Raw genomic sequence first — 19,900 nt, 5'->3', positions numbered from 1 at the left:
AAAAAGTTTTGTTTTTTGACGTAATCATAGGTTTCTGGTTTTGGAATATAGGGAGCTCTCACATATAACCCTTTGGATAATAAAATATCGTTGCTCCCTTTTATAATTTTATCTGATTCACTTAGGCAGTTACTGAAAAAACGATAAATATCCTCTCTTACAGTTACACTTAAAGATACACTATAATTATTTAATCCGATTTTTCCTAATTGGTTCAGCATATTTACATAATATGTATCGGAAAACAAACGAGGGGCTGTTACATCTACGTCCTCACTTAGTTTAAAACCGTGGGGGACTGGAAAATTTTCGTTAGAAAATATTTGAGATATGGCATGAATGTGAGATTGAGACACCTTTAAGGCATATTGTAGTAAATTTTTTATTTCACCATCTTCGACGATATTCAATTCGTGCTCTAAATGACAAATAGCCGCACTATCATTCATATATGCTACCCATAATTGTGAAATTTCTGCTGAAGTTAATGAAATGTTAGATTCTGAAAATTGCATATTGCTCCTCCTAATGTATACTTGGTTTTACTTTCCCCCTTTTTTATTGTGCCTATTCACTTTTTTTTAATAAATTGGATATAACCAATGGAGAAAAAGGTACTCACAGTGAAAGAAGTATTAATCATTGTGTTATAAGCACTAGATGCAATACTGAATGTTTGTAATTAAATCGAATGAAATGAAGTGCACATCCTTCTCATTATCCTTCACGTGGAACTGTTTTTGATCGGTATTGACGTAATGGCACCAGCCGACGGCATCGTCCGCCCAGTAGGTAAATACAAGCTCCGCGTTCTCTTTCATAGCTTCTGCAAGCAGCCACTCAAACTCCTCCCATTGCTGCTCATCCAGCACCGGTTTCTTGACCCGTCGTTGTTTCTCCTGATGCTCCAGCCACATTTCTCTTTGTTCCGGGAGTATCATTCTCATGCTCTCCCATTTAAGGTTTGATCCTGGTGTCAGTTTGTTAGCCATCTTGATCGCCTCCTGTTCCCATAGCATAACACGAACAAAAGTTCTGTATAAGTATTGAAATGAAACAAGTGTTCGTATATAATGGAAGGAAACGAACGGAGTGATTATATGACGAAACGACAATGTGATGTATACAATGCGCTTGTGGCCTATATGGACCAATATAATTACGCGCCTTCAATGAGAGAATTAGCTGAACTGGTTAATACTAAATCCGTTTCAACTGTGTATGGATTTCTTGAGAAGTTACGTAGAGATGGTCACGTTACCTGGGAGGAATCGAAGTCGCGAACATTCCGAATCATTAAGGAGGCTTCATGATGGATGGTATTTTAAAACGCGCTGCAGAAAACAGAGATCCGGTTCAGGTGATATATGAATCAAGGGACGGAACGCTCAGCCAAAGAACAGTAACGGTGCATCAGATGAATGAAAGGAATGTGCTTGTCTGGTGTCATTATAAGCAAGGGATCCGTACATTGAGATTAGAGAACCTCCTATCTGCAAGACAAGAAAACAACAGTGTGTATAATAAGATAGGTTAATAACAATTTAAATTTTCAGTAAATTATTCCTATTTTAATGCAATTAATTCTATTATATAGTATCATATAGTAAAGTATCATAATAAAAGGGGACAAGAGGTTTTGTAGATGAATACGGAAGTATGGTTAGAGTTAATGAGCCGTTTCCCTGAGTGGACTTACGTGGTTGCGGCCTTACTTTTTTTATTATTTTTGGTTTTACTCCTTTTTCTTCCTCTTCTCAGCATTAGAAATATCTTTAAAACATCAGGTGTTGAAGAGAAAATTCTGGTTTTATCTGAGCACAAGAGTAATTTGCAGGCAGATAACGAAACACTTAATGATATTTGTAATCAGTATGCCACGTCTGTCCAAAACATTAGACGCTTACTCAAAAAACTTATACATATAAGAAAAATGGATACTTCAGATAAAACACAGGAGGCAAAACGACTAAATGATGAAATAATAACATCGCTAGTCGCCGATATAAAAACTTCTAGGGGGAACACACATAGATGTGCATTTTGGATGGCAACGGCAGATGAGAGCGAATTGGAGTTTCTAATTGGAAGTCCAGGTTTTCCTGACTCTTATCCAGGGAATAGAAAGTTAGATACTAATAAAACTATAGGCGGGAGAAGTTTTAGAAAAAGAGAACCATTAAACATCCCGAATGTAACCGATGATCACGATTGGGAGCATAACTCTGATTCTATTAGTGAATATAAAGCTTTAATTTGCATACCCTTTAGTGATTTAGGAATTATGACAGTTGATTCGTTAACCCCTTTTGATGATGAAACGTATAATATTATTAAACTTTATGCTCAAATCCTGGATGCCTCAACTTACGAGATGGTTGATGGTGCTAAATATTTAAGTGGTCCCGAACAAGAAGTAGCATCTACTACAGAATATTAAGGAGGTCGTGAAAATGCACAAAGATGATATTAGGATTCAAAAGCTTGTTCTTAATAATGCATACGACCAAAGGATTATTAGCAAAGAAGAATACGATAACGCAATGACAAATTTACAATATGAAGAAGAAATTGTAAAAAATAAAGAAAATCGTAAAAAAGATGAAATGAAAATAGCAAGGAGGAAAGCATTAGAAACGATAGGTCATTAAAATGCAGACATTGCTTAATCGGGGGGATCCCGATTATTTTTTTGATACAAAACGGACAGAACTTTATTGTAACTACTTTATAGTAATATGCGCATGATCAGTGTCGCTACTTGCAATTTGTAAGGAACGTTTTTATTATTGGGGCAGACTAGGGGCAGAATTTCATCATTTCTGCCCCAAAATAATCGAGTTTCTTCCATAGTAAGCGGAAAGGAATATTGATTTATCAGCTTTCTTCCTATATCATAATAAGTGTTCCTAACGTCGTAAACGGCCTTCTAAGCCGTAGGTCGCAGGTTCGAATCCTGCCTGGGACGCCAACCAATCAAATCAATCATCAGCCCCTTGCAGTAAATATGCAGGGGGTTTTTTGCAAAGTAAAGAAATGGGGCACCGCATCTAAAATCCCGCATATGAGGATCCAGCAGTTATATATATATTGCCCGATAAGGAGGCACATGGATGAGTAACAGGGAACACAACCTGAAACAGCAGATTGAGCATGATCATTATTTTTACAATACATATCCCCTGTTCGAAAAAGGGTCTTGGCTGGAAAAACCGTCTCCAGCTATCCAGCGCTATATTCCGGTCATTCAAAAAACACCCCAAAGCCAGGTGCTGGACCTTGGGGCAGGCCCGGGACGACATGCTATTCCAGTAGCACAGGCGATTGCACCGGAGCAGGGAAAAGTGACAGCCGTGGACCATCTTCCCCTTGCCATCGAACAGCTTTCCAATTACGCTCGACAGTACGGTGTAGAAGATCACATCCATCCTGTTCTCCAAAGAGCGGAAGAAATGGAGGTGCCGGTTGAAACTTATGATTGGGTATTCGCGGTCAACCTGCTTGAATATCTTCCATCTCAGGAAACAGTGGAAGCTTTGCTATCACGGCTCGAGGCAGGTGTCCGCCCTAAGCGCTATGTTACGATTGTACTTGACGTTGAGGTGGAGAATGGACCGGTCCAGCCGGGGTGGCGTCCGGCAGCCGAAGCAGCCAGAAAAACACTGCGGCGCGCCTTCACTTCCTGGCGGGTAGTTGTGGAAAAAACAGAAAGTGCTTCTAACAGAAAAACGATTACGTTCCTCGCCCAAAAAGAGTAAAAAATTTTTTGGGAGATAATCAGACAAAAAATGTTGACATATATATAATGTAACCGCATGCAAAGAGCTAAATCCCTTTTTGAATCGTCTAATAATTTTAAAAAAAGGGATTGACCCACGCTTTGAATCGGCGTATTATGAACGTCAAACACGTAATTTGCAAGGTTCATACAAGGTTCAATTTTTGGAAAAATCATGTATATTACGATGTCATCTTGAATATAGGAGAAGCATCAGAGGTGATCGGCCATGGGGGAACAATGGATCTATCTGGACGGGGAATTTGTCAAAAAAGAAGATGCGAAGATTTCCGTTTTTGACCACGGCTTCTTGTACGGGGACGGTGTTTTTGAAGGCATTCGTGTTTACGACGGAAACGTATATAAACTCAATGAACACCTGGTACGCCTGTATAATTCTGCAAAATCCATCATGCTCGAAATTCCGTATTCGATGGAGGAAATGACGGAGATCATTGTCGAAACCCTTAAAAAAAATGACCTGCGTAATGCCTATATCCGCCTTGTTGTCTCCCGCGGAGTCGGGAATCTAGGCCTGGATCCGGCGTCCTGCGCACGTCCCCAGATTGTAGTAATAGCAGAGGAATTAGCGATTTATCCCAAGGAGTTTTATGAAAAAGGACTTGATATTGTTACCGTGGCAACAAGAAGGAACCGCCCGGATGTATTAAGCCCGAAAGTAAAATCTCTGAACTATTTAAATAATATTCTGGTGAAAATTGAAGCAAGTCTGGCAGGAGTCAGTGAGGCTTTGATGCTGAATGATGAAGGTTATGTGGCGGAAGGCTCTGCAGATAATATTTTCATTCTTCGGCAGGGTGTTCTTTATACACCGCCTGGATATATAGGGGCGCTTGAAGGAATCACACGTCAGGCCATAGTTGAACTCGCTGGAGAAATGGGTTATGATTTAAGGGAGGAACCATTTACCCGTCACGATGTATACACTGCAGATGAAGTCTTTTTGACAGGTACTGCTGCGGAAGTGATAGCGGTAGTCAAAGTGGACGGCCGTATCATTGGAGACGGCAGGCCCGGCTCCGAAACGCAGCGTATATTAGAAGCTTTCCGCGAAAAGGTTGGAAAAGACGGAGTTAACGTGTATTCTTCTGCATCAGAAGTGGAAATCGGGTAAAGAATAATAAAAAATATAATCTTTTTACAGCAATAATCATATACTGACACAACGGAATAATGAGAACACGAGGAAGAGGAAAAGTAATTTTTGGCCCGGCTTTTACAGAGAACCGCGGCAGCTGAGATGCGGTACTGCCGCCAAAAATGAACTCACCTCTGAGTGCCTGTGTGAAAGCATAGATTGTTAGTAATACAGGCCGGGTGCAGAAGCAGACTCTGCCAGCTTCACCCGTTAGAAAAACAGACAGAAACTGAAAAGTTCTGTCGTGAGGCGGTTTTTGAACCGCGAAGAAGGGTGGTACCGTGAAAATCAATCTTTTCACCCCTTCGGTCAGGTTAAGTCTGGCCGATGGGGTGGAAAGATTTTTTTTATTTCATATTGTAAATGGACAAAAAGGCATTGGTACATTATAACGATACTTGGTATAAGGGAGGAAGCAGAGATGGGGCCAAAAACGAAGGAAATGCAGGGCCGCGAGCTTAAAGATGAAAATCAGGAAATGACGGGGGCCAGCATGCTCATTCAGGCGCTGGCCCGGGAAGATGTGGATGTCATTTTTGGGTACCCCGGCGGCGCCAATCTTTCCACGTATGACGAAATATACAGAACGGGGATGCACCACGTCCTCGCCCGCCATGAACAGGGCGCTGTACATGCGGCCGAAGGCTATGCCAGAGTTGCTGGAAAACCAGGCGTCTGCATTGTAACCTCGGGCCCGGGAGCCACCAATGTAGTAACGGGCATCGCCGACGCTATGATCGACTCGCTTCCTCTGGTTGTTATTACCGGGCAGGTAGCCACAAATGCAATTGGAACAGATGCTTTTCAGGAAGCTGATGTGATCGGGGTAACGATGCCAATTACAAAACACAATTTTCAGGCAAGGGAAGTGGAAGATCTGCCGCGTATGATTAAGGAAGCCTTTCATATCGCTGCAACCGGCAGACCCGGACCGGTTTTAATAGACCTGCCTAAAGATATCGCAGCGGCATCTGGATTTTTTAACTACAATCAATCTGTTGATCTTCCCGGCTACCAGCCGACGGTTATTCCGAATAAACTGCAGATCAAAAAGCTGGCAGATGCAGTAACCGAAGCGAAAAAACCGGTGGTACTCACCGGCGCGGGGATTCTTCACGCGCATGCTTCAGAAGAGCTGTTCGAATATATTACCAAGCAGCAGCTTCCGGCAGCAAGCACCCTGCTTGGACTTGGAGCATTTCCGGGCAATCATGAACTGTTTCTCGGGATGGTGGGGATGCACGGTACCTATACCGGAAATATGGCGCTGCATGAAGCGGACCTTTTGATTAGTATTGGAGCTCGATTTGATGACAGGGTAACAGGGGCCTTAAAACATTTTGCACCGAACGCCAAAGTTGCTCATATTGATATTGACCCTGCCGAAATCGGGAAAAATGTGGAAACCCACATACCGGTGGTGGGGGATGCCAAAGAGGCGCTTCGCATGTTGAATGAATACGACGGAACACCGGGAGATTTTACGGAGTGGAAAAAACAGCTTGCCGAATGGCAGGAGGAATATCCGCTCTGGTACCGTGAAGAAGGGGACTCCTTAAAACCACAGCGTCTGATGGAAATGATCTACGAGGAAACAAAAGGCGAAGCGGTAGTTACGACAGACGTCGGTCAGCACCAAATGTGGGCCGCTCAGTATTATAAATTCGACAACCCGGACTGCTGGGTAACATCCGGAGGCCTTGGCACGATGGGCTTTGGTTTCCCCTCTGCGATAGGTGCTCAGTTCGCCGCCCCGGATCGGCAGGTGGTGGCTGTTCTCGGCGATGCCGGGTTCCAGATGACGGCCCAGGAAATGTCGATTCTGCAGGAGTTGAATCTTCCGGTTAAAATTATACTTGTCAACAACGCCGCGCTTGGAATGGTCCGCCAATGGCAGGAGCTATTCTATGATCAGCGTTACTCGAATTCGATTTTTCCGATTCAACCGGACTTTGTCAAAATGGCTGAAGCTTACAACATTAAGGGATGGAAAATTGACAATCCGGAGGAGATGCAGGCAGTTCTGAGGGAAGCTCTGGATTATGAGGGGCCGGTTCTTCTGGATTGCCGCGTGGAAAAGGAAGAAAATGTCTATCCGATGATTGCTCCAGGCAAAGGTCATCATGAAATGGAGGGGATTAAACCATGAAACGAACGATCATTGCAACAGTAAACAACAACTCCGGAGTGATGAACCGTATTACGGGGTTGTTCGCCCGCCGCCAGTTCAATATTGACAGTATCACCGTAGGGATGACGGAAAACCCTTCCGTTTCCCGGATGACCTTTGTGGTAAATGTTGATAATCAGCGTGGACTCGACCAGGTAATTAAGCAGTTGAACAAACAGGTGGATGTACTGAAAGTGCGCGATATTACCGATGATTCGATCGTGGCGCGAGAGCTGGCGCTTATTAAAGTAGTAGCCGCGCCGCAGCATCGAGGAGAAATATCGGCCCTTGCCGAACCGTTCCGCGCCTCTGTTGTGGACGTCGGCCGCGAAAGTGTGACGCTGCAGGTGACCGGAGATCAGCAGAAAGTGGAAGCATTAATCGATCTCTTGAAGCCGTACGGTATAAAGGAACTTGCCCGTACCGGCATCACCGCTTTTAAGCGGGGAGCCACCAAAAGCGATTTTGAAACCCCTAAATATTCCATTATTAATTAAACTATTACATTATGTACAAAAGGAGAGGTATGAATCATGGCAAAAGTATTTTATAACGGAGACGTAAACGAAGGCATTCTGCAGGAAAAAACAGTAGCGGTTGTTGGTTACGGGTCACAGGGCCACGCCCATGCCCAGAATATGAGAGAAAGCGGCGTAAATGTAATCATTGGATTAAGAAAAGGAAAATCATGGACGAAAGCCGAAGAAGATGGGTTTAACGTCTATACTGTGAGAGAAGCCGCACAAAAAGCAGATGTTATTATGATCCTGCTTCCGGATGAACACCAGCCGGGAACCTATGAAAATGAAATAAAGCCTGAATTGAAGCCAGGCAAAGCGATTGCTTTCGCACACGGCTTTAATATCCACTTTAACCAGATTGTTCCGCCGGCAGATATTGATGTCTTTATGGTAGCACCAAAAGGTCCGGGGCACATTGTCCGCCGCGTATTTGAAGACGGGGCAGGCGTTCCGTCCCTCATTGCTGTTTATCAAGATGCATCCGGCCAGGCAAAAGATACGGCGCTCGCTTATGCGAAACAGATCGGTGCCGGCCGTGCCGGAATTATGGAAACTTCCTTTCAGGAAGAAACAGAAACGGACCTCTTCGGAGAGCAGGCTGTACTTTGCGGCGGCACTTCCGCTCTCGTAAAAGCAGGCTTTGAAACCCTGGTGGAAGCTGGATACCAGCCGGAAGTCGCGTATTTTGAGTGTCTCCATGAAATGAAACTAATCGTCGATCTGATGTACGAAGGCGGCCTGGAAGGCATGCGCTATTCCATTTCTGATACGGCGCAATGGGGGGATTTCCAGGCAGGACCGCGCATTATTACGGAGCAGACAAGAGAAGCCATGCGCGGCATTCTTTCCGATATTCAAACCGGTCGTTTTGCTAAAGGCTGGATTCTTGAGAACCAGGCAAATCGTCCCGAATTTAATGCCACCAATGCCCGGGAAAACAGACATCAGATTGAAGAAGTCGGCCGTGAACTGCGCGAAATGATGCCGTTTGTCGGCAAGAAATAGAAAGGAGTGGTGGGCAGTGCGGAAAATTAACGTTTTTGACACGACGCTTCGGGACGGAGAGCAGTCTCCCGGTGTAAATTTCAATTTTGAAGAAAAACTTCAGATTGCAAACCAGCTGGAACGCCTCGGTGTTGATATCATCGAGGCCGGATTCCCGGCGTCTTCCAATGGCTCATTTGAATCAGTGAAGCACATTGCTGATACCGTGAAGGGAAGTTCTGTCACTGGTCTTTCCCGCACCGTACAAAAAGATATCGATACAGCGTGGGAGGCGTTGAAGGGCGGAGAAGAGCCGAGACTGCATGTATTTATTGCCACTTCCCCCATTCATATGGAGCATAAACTTCGCATGACGCCCGATCAGGTCATTGAAAGTTCCGTCGAAGCGGTGAAACATGCGAAAAAGAAATTTCCCCATGTACAATGGTCTGCCGAAGATGCCTGCCGGTCCGATCTTGATTTTCTTGTAAGGATCATCGAAAGAGTGATTGATGCCGGTGCCGAAGTGATCAATCTGCCCGACACTGTAGGTTATGTGACCCAGGATGAAATCCGTCATCTGTTTCGTCATATCAAAGAAAATGTAAGAAATATGGATAAAGCAGTCCTTTCTACCCACTGTCATGATGACCTGGGAATGGCAACGGCTAATTCCCTTGCCGCCGTGGAGGCTGGGGCAGGACAGGTGGAAGGAACCATAAACGGTATCGGGGAACGCGCCGGCAACGCCTCTCTGGAAGAAATCGCAGTAGCGTTGAAAATCCGCAGCGATTTTTATAAAGCAGAAACCGGCTTGACCCTGAACGAAATTAAACGCACAAGCACGATGATCAGCAAGCTTTCCGGCATGGTGGTGCCAAGCAACAAAGCTGTCGTTGGAGAAAACGCCTTTGCCCACGAATCCGGTATTCATCAGGATGGGGTGCTGAAAAATAGTTCGACGTATGAAATTATCACTCCTGATCTTGTCGGGGTGAATTCCAACCGGATGGTGCTTGGCAAACTTTCCGGCCTTCATGCTTTTAAAGAAAAAATCGAATCTCTCGGCTACCAGGCAACCAAAGAAGAGCTGAAAAAAGTATTCGAAGAATTTAAAGCACTTGCAGATAAGAAAAATGAGATTACAGATGAAGATATTTTCGCTCTAATGTCAGAAGAAAAAGCTGGAGAAGCCGTTCGTTATTATGAAGTGCAGACACTGCAGGTAAACTATGGCACCACAAACATTCCAACCGCCACCGTTACCCTGAAAGATCCGGATGGAGAAACCATTCAGGAAGCCGGTACCGGCTCCGGGAGCGTAGAAGCTGTTTATCAAACGATAGAACGGATGATCGGCGGAAAAGCAGAACTGAAAGACTACCGCATTCAATCTATTACGGGCGGCCGCGATGCACTGGCTGAAGTATATGTACAGATTGAATATAAAGGAGAAGACGTCTCCGGGCGCGGAACGGCAAATGATGTGCTCGAAGCATCAGCCAAGGCGTATATCAATGCCATTAACAGAGCGCTCAATCAGCGGGATGGTCTTCATCATCAAGCGGAAAAAGTGAATGTCTAGCCTTATGTAGGAATGAGGCTCTAAGGGAGAGAAGAAAATGAACAAGACGATAACCGTTCTTCCAGGGGATGGAATCGGCCTGGAAGTCGTAAAAGCAACAACCGTAGTATTAGATAAGCTGGCGGAGCTTTATGGTCATCAATTTGAATATAAATATGCAGATATCGGCGGTTCAGCCATCGACAAATATGAAGATCCGCTGCCGCCGGAAACCGTAGAATCATGTAAGAACAGTGACGGCGTATTACTCGGGGCAGTCGGAGGGCCGAAATGGGATAATCACCCCTCGGGGCTGCGTCCGGAACAGGGGCTTCTTGGTATCCGCAAAGCTCTGCAGTTATTTGCGAACCTGCGTCCTGTGACCGGTCATGAAAGTCTAACGGATTCCTCGAGTCTGAAAAAAGAAGTGGTAGACAATGTTGATTTAATGATCCTTCGCGAATTGACAGGCGGCATTTATTTTGGAAAACCGCAGGAACGCCGCCAGATGGATGGAGAAGAAGCAGCATTGGATACAATGGTGTATAAAAAATCAGAGATTGTCAGAATCGTACGACAAGGTTTTGAAATGGCAAAACTGCGCCGCCAAAAGCTCACTTCTGTGGATAAAGCAAACGTTTTGGAATCGAGCCGTCTCTGGCGGGAAACCGTCGAAGAAATAAAACAGGATTATCCGGATGTGGAACTGGAACACATGCTCGTTGATAATGCGGCAATGCAGATTATCCGTGACCCGAAGCAATTTGATGTGGTTGTTACAGGCAATATGTTCGGGGATATCCTAAGCGATGCTGCCTCCATGCTTACCGGGTCGCTTGGGATGCTGCCATCAGCAAGTATAGGCGAGCAGGCGCCGGGATTATATGAACCAGTTCATGGGTCAGCGCCTGATATTGAAGGCCAGGGAAAAGCCAACCCGCTCGCTATGATTTCGTCCTCTGCTATGATGCTGAAGTATTCCTTTGGCATGCTGGAAGAAGCAGAGACGCTTGACAGGGCTGTATCCGATGTCCTTTCCGCCGGGCACCGTACCGGAGATATTGCCAAAGAGGGAGAAACCATTCTGTCTACGGATGAAATGACAGAAAAAGTGATAGAGGCTTTGAAAAAATAACCGGAAAAACCGGTGGGAGCAAAAGTGAGGGAAGCAGAATGAAACCAAAAACAATTATAGAAAAAATTTGGGAAAGCCATAAAGTCCACTCTGAAGAAGGAAAACCGGACTTAATGTATGTAGATTTACAAATGGTGCATGAAGTCACATCGCCCCAGGCGTTTGAAGGCCTTCGCCTTGCCGGCCGTAAAGTCCGCCGTCCTGATCTAACCTTTGCGACGATGGACCATAATGTACCGACAGAAAACAGATCTTCTATTACCGACGCGGTCTCTAAAAAACAAATGGAAACCCTGACGGAAAACTGTAAAGAATTCGGCGTGGAAGTAGCTGATTTAAACAGCCCAAATAACGGAATCGTCCATATTATCGGACCGGAATTAGGGTTAACCCAGCCTGGGAAGATCATTGTCTGCGGAGACAGTCATACCTCCACACACGGGGCTTTTGGTGCACTGGCGTTTGGTATAGGAACCAGTGAGGTGGAGCATACACTGGCCACGCAGACGCTGTGGCAGTCTCCGCCGAAAACAATGGAAGTACGGGTGAACGGCCGTCTTAACCCCGGGGCCACTGCAAAAGATATCATTCTTGCGGTTATCGCCAAACACGGGGTGGACTTTGGGACCGGTCATGTCCTTGAATACACCGGGGAAGCTATCCGCGGCTTGACGATGGAAGAGCGTATGACGATCTGCAATATGTCCATCGAAGCAGGAGCAAGAGCCGGTCTTATCAGCCCCGACCAGGTGACCTTTGACTACCTGGAAGGACGTAAACATGTGCCGGAGGGCGAAGACTATGAGAAGAAAGTAGAAGAATGGAAAGCATTGGCTACCGATAAAGGAGCAGAATATGACGCTGTCGTTGCAATTGACAGCGAAGAAATCGAACCAATGGTCACATGGGGAACCAATCCGTCCCAGGGTGTCGGCATTCACGGCCGCGTACCTTCCCCCGACGATGCTAAAAATAATGCGGAGCGCAAGGCTATTGAGCAATCATTGGAATATATGGATTTGGAGCCGGGCACAAAGATGACGGATATTCACATTCAGCATGTATTCCTTGGTTCCTGCACCAACGCGCGCATCAGCGATCTCCGTGCAGCTGCCAAAGTCGCGGAAGGCCGAAAGGTGGCAGACGGAGTTCGCGCGATGGTTGTTCCAGGCTCCCAGCAGGTAAAACTCCAGGCCGAAGAAGAAGGACTGGATAAAATCTTTAAGGATGCTGGTTTTGACTGGAGGCAATCCGGCTGCAGTATGTGTCTTAGTATGAATCCAGATTTTGTGCCTGAAGGAGAACGGTGTGCTTCCACGTCCAACCGGAACTTTGAAGGACGTCAGGGCAAAGGCGCGAGAACGCATCTCGTAAGTCCAGCCATGGCTGCAGCTGCTGCCATTGCAGGAAGATTTGTAGACATCCGCTACCTGGAGGAAGTCATAACAAACTAGAAAAATTAGAATAAAAGAGGGTGACTACCATGGAACCAATTGTAACACACACCGGGAACACCGCTGTTCTTCCACGGGTCAATGTAGACACGGATCAGATTATCCCGAAACAGTTTTTAAAACGGGTGGAACGCACAGGCTTTGGCCAATTTCTGTTCTTTGACTGGCGTTTTCTTGCAGATGGCAGGGACAACCCGGAATTCGAGCTCAATCAGCCGCAGGCGGCAGGCGCCACAATATTAATTGCCGACCATAACTTTGGCAGCGGATCCTCCCGTGAACATGCCCCATGGGCGTTGCAGGACTATGGGTTCCGCGTCATTATTGCACCGAGTTTTGCTGATATTTTCTATAACAACTGTTTTAAAAACGGCATTCTTCCTATTCGTCTTGAAGAAGAAAAGGTTTATAAATTAATGGAAAATGGGAAAGATAAGAAATATGAGATTACAGTAGACCTTCCTAAGCAAACAATGACAGACGGGGAAGGGTTCGAAGAGACATTTGCCATTGATGAGTATTACAAAGAGATGTTGATTAACGGCTGGGATGAAATCAGTATTACCCTGCAGTATGAAGATAAGATTGATCAATTCGAAAAAAATGCGTAAGGCAGGAAGGCAGTCTGTAGCCAGGGCTGCCTTCTTTTTCCATTATATTTACCGGTACGGTGAAAGGAGGGCAGCGGATGAACGAAGAACAGAAACAAAACAATATCGTCCCGTTTCCCGGATCAGCGGATAAGTTGTCTAAAGAAGGATTGGATGAATTAAAGGGTGGCGATAAAGAAAAAGCTTCTGAATTGTTTTCCGAAGCGTTGAAGCATGATCCAGAACATGAAGAAGCTTCCTACGGCCTGCTTTTAGCTTATGCAGAAACCGGGCAGCTGAAAAAAGGCAGTCAGTGGGCAGAAAAAATGATGGAGTGGGACTATGGCAATTATTTTGACGTATTACAGGTATATGTGTCCTTGTTAGCCCAGATAGGGGAATACGAAAAAGTTGTCACTGTGCTGGAAGGGATTCAGGAAGAAGAACGCTTTCCGGCGAGAATGGCCGAACAGCTGTTTGAACTTCTGGAATTATCAAGAAATATGGCAGACTCTCACACCGTTGATATGGAGGATGATAAACTTCCGGCCCCGCTTAATGATGTGAATTGGGAAGAAGAATTAAAAACAGGAAGCGGCGAACACAAACTTACTTTATTGGGAGAGATGAAGAATTATCCACCGGAAAATGTCCTTCCAGCTATAAGACTGCTGTTGACGGACGAGGACTGCACCCCTTTGTTAAAAAGTCTGCTGTTATTACTTTTAAAAGATTTAAACATAGAAGAAAGTGTATGGGTGAAAAAGGTAAATCGTAAAGGGGAATTTTCACCGGCATCGCTTTGTCCCATTGAGGAAAGCACTGCCTACATAAATATCTCTCAGCTTATGGAGCAGGTTTTAGCTCATGAGGACCCTATATTATTAGAGCATGCCCAGGAGCTGTTAAGAGAAATACTCTTGTTTTATTATCCGTTTCCTCCTTCTGTTCATTTGGAAGCATTGGCTGCGGTACTGCATGCCGAGGCTTCAGCGCAGTCTGGAAGAGAGGGGGATCCTCTTTTTTTCTGCCGGCTTCACAACATTGAAGAATCAACCTTTTGTGAAGTAAAGGAACAATATGATACATTAAAAAACAAGCTATCTGAATTATAAATAACATGCAATCCGTGTTCCTTCAGGCTTTCTTATGCTATTATCAGGTTCATAGAAATGTATAAAATTTATCGTTTTAAGCTCCAGCTTCAGGCGCCATCGGCTCGAAGGCCCATAGGATGTGGTGGCTTCAATGCCCGGCACAGGACGGGCACGGTTTTAGTAGAAGAACCTTTATTTTAGGCGGGTGCCTTACGCTTTTCTTATTGAAATGAACCTTTGATATGTTATAATGAGGAGGTTGTGAATACGGATATAACCTATGAAACTTGGAGGGAAAGATAAATGAGTGCCAATAATGCCAATTGGGAAAAGCTCGAAGGGAACCAGGGCGTTTTAACTGTCGAAGTGGATTCGGAAAGGTTTGACAATGCTCTGGACCAAGCATTCCAGAAAGTAAAAAAACAGGTAAATGTACCTGGTTTTCGTAAAGGAAAAGTACCGCGCAAATTATTTGAACAGCGTTTTGGAGTAGAATCTCTTTATCAGGACGCTGTTGATATTGTACTGCCTCAGGCTTATTCCGAAGCCGTGCAGGAAACAGAAATTGAACCGGTGGATCAGCCTGAAATTGATATTGAAGACATTGAAAAAGGCAAAAACCTTGTATTTAAAGCAACCGTTACGGTGAAACCGGAAGTGGAGCTTGGGGAATACAAAGGACTGGAAGTAGAAGAATTTGATACGTCCGTATCGGAAGAAGATGTACAGGAAGAGCTGAACAAGCTGCAGGAACAGCAGGCTGAGCTTGTGGTCGTTGAAGACGGAGAAGTTCAAAACGGCGATACCGTTGTAATGGACTTCAAAGGATATGTAGACGGGGAGGCATTCGAAGGCGGCGAAGCGGAGAACTATTCCCTGGAAATTGGTTCCGGTCAGTTTATTCCCGGCTTTGAAGAGCAGCTTGTAGGTGTGGCAGCAGGAGAAGAGAAAGACATTACGGTAAACTTTCCGGAAGACTATCATTCAGAAGAACTTGCCGGCAAGGAAGCTGTTTTCTCCGTGAAACTACATGACATCAAGCGTAAGGAACTCCCTGAACTGGACGATGAGTTCGCAAAAGATGTGGATGAAGATGTGGAAACATTTGACGAGCTCAAGAAAAAACAAGAAGACAAGCTTAAGCATGATAAAGAACATGAAAAAGAACATCATGAACGGGATACAGTAGTGGAAAAAGCATCTGAAAACGCCTCGGTGGACATTCCTGATGCTATGATCACAAGCGAAACCGATCGGATGATGCAGGAATTTGATCAGCGCCTGCAGGCACAGGGCATGTCTCTTGATATGTATTATCAGGTTGCAGGCACGGATGAAGAAGGAATGAAAGAACAGTTTAAAGGCGAAGCAGAAAAGCGCGTTAAAATGAACCTCACCCTTGAAGCAATTGCGGAAGCAGAAGATGTGGAAGCAAGTGAAGAGGATGTCGAAAAAGAACTCGACAAAATGGCGGAAACGTATCAGAGGGATAAGGAGGAAATTCGACAGCTTCTTGCGATGCAAGGCGGTACAGATGCACTGAAAGGCGACCTCCGTATCCAAAAAGCGATTGATTTCCTCGTGGAACACAGTAAAACTGTTCCAAAATCCGAAGAAACGGAAGAACAAGAAGAACAACCAGAAGAATAATGAAACAAAACCCTAAAAACCCAGACGGTTTTTAGGGTTTTTTTGGGAAGAATGGCAGGTAAAAAGTAAAATAATTTGTGCTTTTAAGCTCCAGCTTCCGGCACCATCGGCTAGAAGGCCCGCACGACGAGGGCCAGGTCGGCGCATCCACAGGACATGGCGGTGTTAGCCGATCAGCCTTACAACAACCCGCAACGCAGCGGCAAGCCTCCTCGGTGGGTCGCCGGAATAGATGATTTATCACTTACATACGGAAAAAGGCCGGGAATCCGTTGGTTTGTTACTTTTATGCGAAAAAAGAAGGAAATCCACGGCCGTCTATTGAATATAACTACAGAAACGGCTATGATGAAAAAAGCCGAAGTACATAGAACAGAATGGAACCTATATTTGTTTGCGCTTTTCTTAATCGTATTATTTCAAGTTGGACCTATTTGTATGATACAATGCAAATCATGATCATATACTAGGGACAATTCGTACGCGGAAATCAGCGTCAGTATAATATGGAGGAATGAATACCAAATTATTGTACTGAAACAGGAAGATTCGTGTACAATATTTATGTAAGGGGTGAAGTTAATGTTTAAGTTCAATGAAGAAAAAGGACAACTGAAATGTTCTTTTTGCGGGAAAACACAGGATCAAGTCCGGAAATTAGTTGCTGGACCTGGCGTTTATATATGTGATGAATGCATCGAGCTGTGTACAGAGATTGTGGAAGAAGAGCTCGGCACGGAAGAGGAAGTGGAGTTTGAAGAAATTCCGAAGCCGAATGAAATCAATGAGATCCTTGATGATTATGTCATCGGGCAGGAGCGGGCGAAACGTTCTCTGGCAGTAGCCGTGTACAATCATTACAAACGAGTGAATACCGCAGCGGCAAAACAGCAGGATGAAGTGGAACTGGCCAAAAGTAATATCTGTCTGATTGGTCCGACTGGAAGCGGGAAAACGCTGATGGCTCAGACTCTGGCCAGGATTCTTAATGTTCCGTTTGCTATGGCCGATGCAACGTCTCTGACAGAAGCCGGTTACGTAGGAGAAGACGTGGAAAATATTCTGCTCAAGCTCATCCAGGCGGCCGACTATGATGTAGAAAAAGCAGAAAAAGGGATTATTTACATTGATGAAATTGATAAAGTGGCAAGGAAATCAGAAAACCCTTCCATTACAAGAGATGTTTCCGGGGAAGGGGTCCAGCAGGCCCTCCTGAAGATTCTTGAAGGAACAACGGCAAGTGTGCCTCCTCAAGGCGGACGCAAACATCCTCATCAGGAATTTATACAAATTGACACAACCAACGTCCTGTTTATTTGCGGCGGTGCTTTCGACGGTATTGACCAAATTGTAAAACAGCGCCTTGGCAGACAGGTCATTGGTTTTGGTTCCGAATCGGAAAAAGTAGAGATGGATAAAGAAGAATACATGAGCCGTATTCTTCCGGAAGACCTGCTCCGTTACGGACTGATTCCGGAATTCATCGGGCGTCTCCCTGTCATTTCCAGTCTCTCCGAACTCGATGAAAGCGCGCTCGTGGAAATTCTGACGCAGCCGAAGAATGCGCTCGTCAAGCAGTATCAAAAGCTGTTGGAAATGGATAATGTGGAACTTGAATTTACAGAAGAAGCCCTTCGTGAGATTTCACGCGAAGCAATCGATCGAAAAACGGGAGCACGGGGCTTACGTTCTATTATCGAAGGCATCATGCTTGATATCATGTATGATCTGCCAAACAAAGACAACATTGCTAGCTGCACCATCACGGCAGAAGCTGTCACCGATGATGCTTCTCCTGTATTAAAAACTGAAGATGGCAAAGAAGTATATTTGGATAAAAAAGAACCTAAAGAAAGCGCCTGATCGTCATAAAACCGTCCAGCCGGATAGGAAGGCTGGACGGTTTTCTTTTGGACTAAAACTACCTGCGCTGTGGCAGGAAAAAGTATGCCATCCTCTCCCCGAAAGAATTCCGGATCATTGTATGTTTCACAGGCTGTAACACATACTAAAGACAGGATCAGGGATTTTTTCCGAGGGGGACTTTTTTTGAATATCATGATGTTTGTGGTTCTTATACAAATGGTTTTTGGTGTGATTGTTGGGTTATATTTTTGGAATCTGCTGCGACAGCAGCGTTCCAATAAAGTTTCACTGAACCGTGATTCCAAAAAAGAGATTGAACACATGAGCCGGCTTCGCTCTATTTCCCTTTCCCAGCCGTTATCCGAAAAAGTACGACCTTCGGCATTACGGGAAGTCATCGGCCAGGAAGAAGGAATTAAAGCCTTAAAAGCAGCCTTGTGTGGAGAAAATCCTCAGCACGTTCTGATATACGGCCCTCCGGGTATTGGGAAAACAGCGGCGGCCCGCCTAGTACTTGAAATGGCAAAACGTAATGAGGCCTCCCCCTTTAAAAAGAACGCACCGTTTGTCGAACTGGATGGTGCTACCTCCCGTTTTGATGACCGTGGGATTGCGGATCCTCTGATTGGATCTGTTCATGATCCTATTTACCAGGGGGCAGGGGCAATGGGGCAGGCCGGTATTCCGCAGCCAAAGCACGGGGCGGTAACGAAAGCCCATGGAGGAATGCTTTTTATTGATGAAATCGGAGAACTGCATTCCATTCAATTGAATAAATTGCTGAAAGTGCTGGAAGACCGCAAAGTTTTTTTGGAGAGTGCCTATTACAGCGAGACAAATCCGCAGATTCCTCCGTTTATACATGACATTTTTAAAAATGGGCTGCCGGCGGATTTTCGCTTAGTTGGTGCTACCACCAGGCAGCCGGAAGAATTGCCGGCCGCTATCCGTTCACGCTGCATGGAAATATACTTTCGTGCTCTGGATCCTTCCGAAATTATGAAAATTGCCCATCATGCCGCTGAAAAAACAAGAATTGAACTTGAAGAAGAAGCGGTACAGCTCACAGCCAAATTTGCTCATAATGGAAGAGAAGCAGTAAATACTATCCAAATTGCAGCCGGTGCTGCAAAAGAAGCAGGACGGCATGCGATCACAAGAGAAGATATGGAATGGGTCGTTCAAGCCGGGCGCTTAACCCCGCGTCTGGATAAAACCGTACGGGAGACGCCTGAAATAGGAAAAGTCTACGGCCTGGGGATTTCCCGGACAGGAGCCGGGATGCTGCTTGAAATAGAAGCTGCTGCCAAAAAAGGGAGAACGGGAAATGTCACGGTGACAGGCATTGTAGAAGAAGAGAAACATGGGACTCCCGGCTATTCGGCGAGAAGAAAAAGTCTGGCTAAAAGCTCGGTTGAAAACGTAATGACAGTTCTTCAGTCCATGCACCTGCCGGTGAGAGAATTTGATATCCATGTTAATTTTCCAGGGGGCATCCCCGTAGATGGACCATCAGCCGGGGCGGCAATTATGCTTGCTGTCTATTCCGCTGTAAAACGTATTAAAATCCAAAGCGGAATTGCTGTGACCGGCGAATTAGGCATCCATGGGGATATTAAGCCTGTGGGAGGTGTTCCAGCTAAAGTAGAGGCAGCGATCAAAGCCGGGGCAGGTCTCATCTTTATTCCGGAAGAAAACGATCAGCTCTCCTTTCATTATCAGAAAGAAGCGGAAATTATTCCGGTAAACCGCATGGAACAATTGCTAAAATCGGCTTTGACGATCGAAGAAGAAGAGGCGGCATGGAATAATCCTGCTTCATTCAGAGAAGCGGTGGTTTCGCCATCCCTTTCCTTTTCAGAAGAGCTGGGTATTAGACAAACGCCTGAAGAATAGGATAGAATGAAAACATCATTACCCTGTAAAACTCCC

The 19,900-nt window shown here is 45.2% G+C and carries 19 protein-coding genes and 1 other annotated feature; of the genes, 17 read left to right on the top strand and 2 right to left on the bottom strand.

Annotated elements, in window-relative coordinates; genetic code table 11:
- A partial coding sequence (locus G475_RS0120335; RefSeq protein WP_026702836.1) for a DUF3231 family protein occupies positions 1-515 on the bottom strand: 515 nt, incomplete at its 3' end.
- Between the two features lie 141 nt (positions 516-656).
- Positions 657-992, bottom strand: coding sequence for a YolD-like family protein (locus G475_RS26540; protein ID WP_051302782.1), 336 nt, complete (start codon positions 990-992; stop codon positions 657-659).
- Positions 993-1,073: 81 nt separating this feature from the next.
- Between G475_RS26540 and G475_RS0120325 the strand changes: the two genes are divergently transcribed.
- The 17 genes from G475_RS0120325 to lonB all read left to right on the top strand — a co-directional run bounded on the left by G475_RS0120325 (position 1,074) and on the right by lonB (position 19,864).
- Entirely contained in the window at positions 1,074-1,313 is a 240-nt protein-coding gene (locus tag G475_RS0120325) for a LexA family protein (protein WP_084414218.1), read from the top strand.
- Positions 1,313-1,537 carry a WYL domain-containing protein gene (locus tag G475_RS25815; RefSeq protein WP_051302780.1) on the top strand — a complete coding sequence of 75 codons (225 nt, stop codon included), beginning with the start codon at positions 1,313-1,315 and terminating at the stop codon, positions 1,535-1,537. The genes G475_RS0120325 and G475_RS25815 overlap by 1 nt, the downstream gene beginning before the upstream one ends.
- 108 nt (positions 1,538-1,645) lie before the next feature.
- Positions 1,646-2,440 (top strand): GAF domain-containing protein, encoded by a 795-nt coding sequence (locus G475_RS0120315; protein ID WP_026702834.1) that lies wholly within the window; start codon positions 1,646-1,648, stop codon positions 2,438-2,440.
- A gap of 13 nt (positions 2,441-2,453) precedes the next feature.
- Positions 2,454-2,651 (top strand): hypothetical protein, encoded by a 198-nt coding sequence (locus G475_RS0120310; RefSeq protein ID WP_026702833.1) that lies wholly within the window; start codon positions 2,454-2,456, stop codon positions 2,649-2,651.
- Between the two features lie 462 nt (positions 2,652-3,113).
- A complete protein-coding gene (locus G475_RS0120300) occupies positions 3,114-3,758 on the top strand; it encodes a class I SAM-dependent methyltransferase (RefSeq protein WP_026702832.1) in 645 nt (214 codons plus the stop codon).
- Between the two features lie 249 nt (positions 3,759-4,007).
- Complete coding sequence (gene ilvE, locus G475_RS0120295; protein WP_026702831.1) at positions 4,008-4,913, top strand: branched-chain-amino-acid transaminase; 906 nt, start codon at positions 4,008-4,010, stop codon at positions 4,911-4,913.
- A gap of 61 nt (positions 4,914-4,974) precedes the next feature.
- Positions 4,975-5,245, top strand: a binding site (T-box leader).
- 113 nt (positions 5,246-5,358) lie between these two features.
- Positions 5,359-7,086, top strand: a complete 1,728-nt coding sequence (gene ilvB, locus G475_RS0120285) for an acetolactate synthase large subunit (protein ID WP_035712164.1) — start codon at positions 5,359-5,361, stop codon at positions 7,084-7,086.
- Positions 7,083-7,604, top strand: a complete 522-nt coding sequence (gene ilvN / locus G475_RS0120280; RefSeq protein WP_026702829.1) for an acetolactate synthase small subunit — start codon at positions 7,083-7,085, stop codon at positions 7,602-7,604. Before ilvB ends, ilvN begins: the two co-directional genes overlap by 4 nt.
- Positions 7,605-7,640: 36 nt before the next feature.
- Complete coding sequence (ilvC, locus tag G475_RS0120275) at positions 7,641-8,633, top strand: ketol-acid reductoisomerase (protein WP_026702828.1); 993 nt, start codon at positions 7,641-7,643, stop codon at positions 8,631-8,633.
- Complete coding sequence (locus tag G475_RS0120270) at positions 8,617-10,197, top strand: 2-isopropylmalate synthase (protein WP_267880115.1); 1,581 nt, start codon at positions 8,617-8,619, stop codon at positions 10,195-10,197. The genes ilvC and G475_RS0120270 overlap by 17 nt, the downstream gene beginning before the upstream one ends.
- Before the next feature lie 37 nt (positions 10,198-10,234).
- Positions 10,235-11,311, top strand: a complete 1,077-nt coding sequence (gene leuB / locus G475_RS0120265) for a 3-isopropylmalate dehydrogenase (RefSeq protein ID WP_026702826.1) — start codon at positions 10,235-10,237, stop codon at positions 11,309-11,311.
- A 38-nt stretch (positions 11,312-11,349) separates the two neighbouring features.
- Positions 11,350-12,765: a 3-isopropylmalate dehydratase large subunit gene (gene leuC / locus G475_RS0120260; RefSeq protein ID WP_026702825.1), complete on the top strand. Its 1,416-nt coding sequence runs from the start codon at positions 11,350-11,352 to the stop codon at positions 12,763-12,765.
- Positions 12,766-12,794: 29 nt separating this feature from the next.
- Positions 12,795-13,376, top strand: a complete 582-nt coding sequence (gene leuD, locus G475_RS0120255; protein ID WP_026702824.1) for a 3-isopropylmalate dehydratase small subunit — start codon at positions 12,795-12,797, stop codon at positions 13,374-13,376.
- A 77-nt stretch (positions 13,377-13,453) separates the two neighbouring features.
- Positions 13,454-14,470, top strand: a complete 1,017-nt coding sequence (locus tag G475_RS0120250; RefSeq protein WP_026702823.1) for a tetratricopeptide repeat protein — start codon at positions 13,454-13,456, stop codon at positions 14,468-14,470.
- A gap of 285 nt (positions 14,471-14,755) precedes the next feature.
- Positions 14,756-16,102, top strand: a complete 1,347-nt coding sequence (gene tig / locus G475_RS25810) for a trigger factor (RefSeq protein ID WP_051302778.1) — start codon at positions 14,756-14,758, stop codon at positions 16,100-16,102.
- 582 nt (positions 16,103-16,684) lie between these two features.
- A complete protein-coding gene (clpX, locus tag G475_RS0120235) occupies positions 16,685-17,965 on the top strand; it encodes an ATP-dependent protease ATP-binding subunit ClpX (RefSeq protein WP_026702821.1) in 1,281 nt (426 codons plus the stop codon).
- A gap of 195 nt (positions 17,966-18,160) precedes the next feature.
- Positions 18,161-19,864, top strand: a complete 1,704-nt coding sequence (gene lonB, locus G475_RS25805; protein ID WP_051302784.1) for an ATP-dependent protease LonB — start codon at positions 18,161-18,163, stop codon at positions 19,862-19,864.
- Positions 19,865-19,900: the final 36 nt, after the last annotated feature.

It is taken from the genome of Salibacterium aidingense DSM 18341 (assembly GCF_000429685.1).
Classification (GTDB): Bacteria; Bacillota; Bacilli; order Bacillales; family Marinococcaceae; genus Salibacterium; species Salibacterium aidingense.
Note: the sequence above shows the minus strand (reverse complement) of the source record. Positions and strands in the feature narration are given on the sequence as shown.

What these genes read in the sequence shown, in the direction of transcription:
- G475_RS26540 (WP_051302782.1), bottom strand. Translation starts at nt 992, where the DNA reads ATGGCTAACAAACTGACACCAGGATCAAACCTTAAATGGGAGAGCATG.
- G475_RS0120325 (WP_084414218.1), top strand. Translation starts at nt 1,074, where the DNA reads ATGGAAGGAAACGAACGGAGTGATTATATGACGAAACGACAATGTGAT.
- G475_RS25815 (WP_051302780.1), top strand. Translation starts at nt 1,313, where the DNA reads ATGGATGGTATTTTAAAACGCGCTGCAGAAAACAGAGATCCGGTTCAG.
- G475_RS0120315 (WP_026702834.1), top strand. Translation starts at nt 1,646, where the DNA reads ATGAATACGGAAGTATGGTTAGAGTTAATGAGCCGTTTCCCTGAGTGG.
- G475_RS0120310 (WP_026702833.1), top strand. Translation starts at nt 2,454, where the DNA reads ATGCACAAAGATGATATTAGGATTCAAAAGCTTGTTCTTAATAATGCA.
- G475_RS0120300 (WP_026702832.1), top strand. Translation starts at nt 3,114, where the DNA reads ATGAGTAACAGGGAACACAACCTGAAACAGCAGATTGAGCATGATCAT.
- ilvE (WP_026702831.1), top strand. Translation starts at nt 4,008, where the DNA reads ATGGGGGAACAATGGATCTATCTGGACGGGGAATTTGTCAAAAAAGAA.
- ilvB (WP_035712164.1), top strand. Translation starts at nt 5,359, where the DNA reads ATGGGGCCAAAAACGAAGGAAATGCAGGGCCGCGAGCTTAAAGATGAA.
- ilvN (WP_026702829.1), top strand. Translation starts at nt 7,083, where the DNA reads ATGAAACGAACGATCATTGCAACAGTAAACAACAACTCCGGAGTGATG.
- ilvC (WP_026702828.1), top strand. Translation starts at nt 7,641, where the DNA reads ATGGCAAAAGTATTTTATAACGGAGACGTAAACGAAGGCATTCTGCAG.
- leuB (WP_026702826.1), top strand. Translation starts at nt 10,235, where the DNA reads ATGAACAAGACGATAACCGTTCTTCCAGGGGATGGAATCGGCCTGGAA.
- leuC (WP_026702825.1), top strand. Translation starts at nt 11,350, where the DNA reads ATGAAACCAAAAACAATTATAGAAAAAATTTGGGAAAGCCATAAAGTC.
- leuD (WP_026702824.1), top strand. Translation starts at nt 12,795, where the DNA reads ATGGAACCAATTGTAACACACACCGGGAACACCGCTGTTCTTCCACGG.
- G475_RS0120250 (WP_026702823.1), top strand. Translation starts at nt 13,454, where the DNA reads ATGAACGAAGAACAGAAACAAAACAATATCGTCCCGTTTCCCGGATCA.
- tig (WP_051302778.1), top strand. Translation starts at nt 14,756, where the DNA reads ATGAGTGCCAATAATGCCAATTGGGAAAAGCTCGAAGGGAACCAGGGC.
- clpX (WP_026702821.1), top strand. Translation starts at nt 16,685, where the DNA reads ATGTTTAAGTTCAATGAAGAAAAAGGACAACTGAAATGTTCTTTTTGC.
- lonB (WP_051302784.1), top strand. Translation starts at nt 18,161, where the DNA reads ATGATGTTTGTGGTTCTTATACAAATGGTTTTTGGTGTGATTGTTGGG.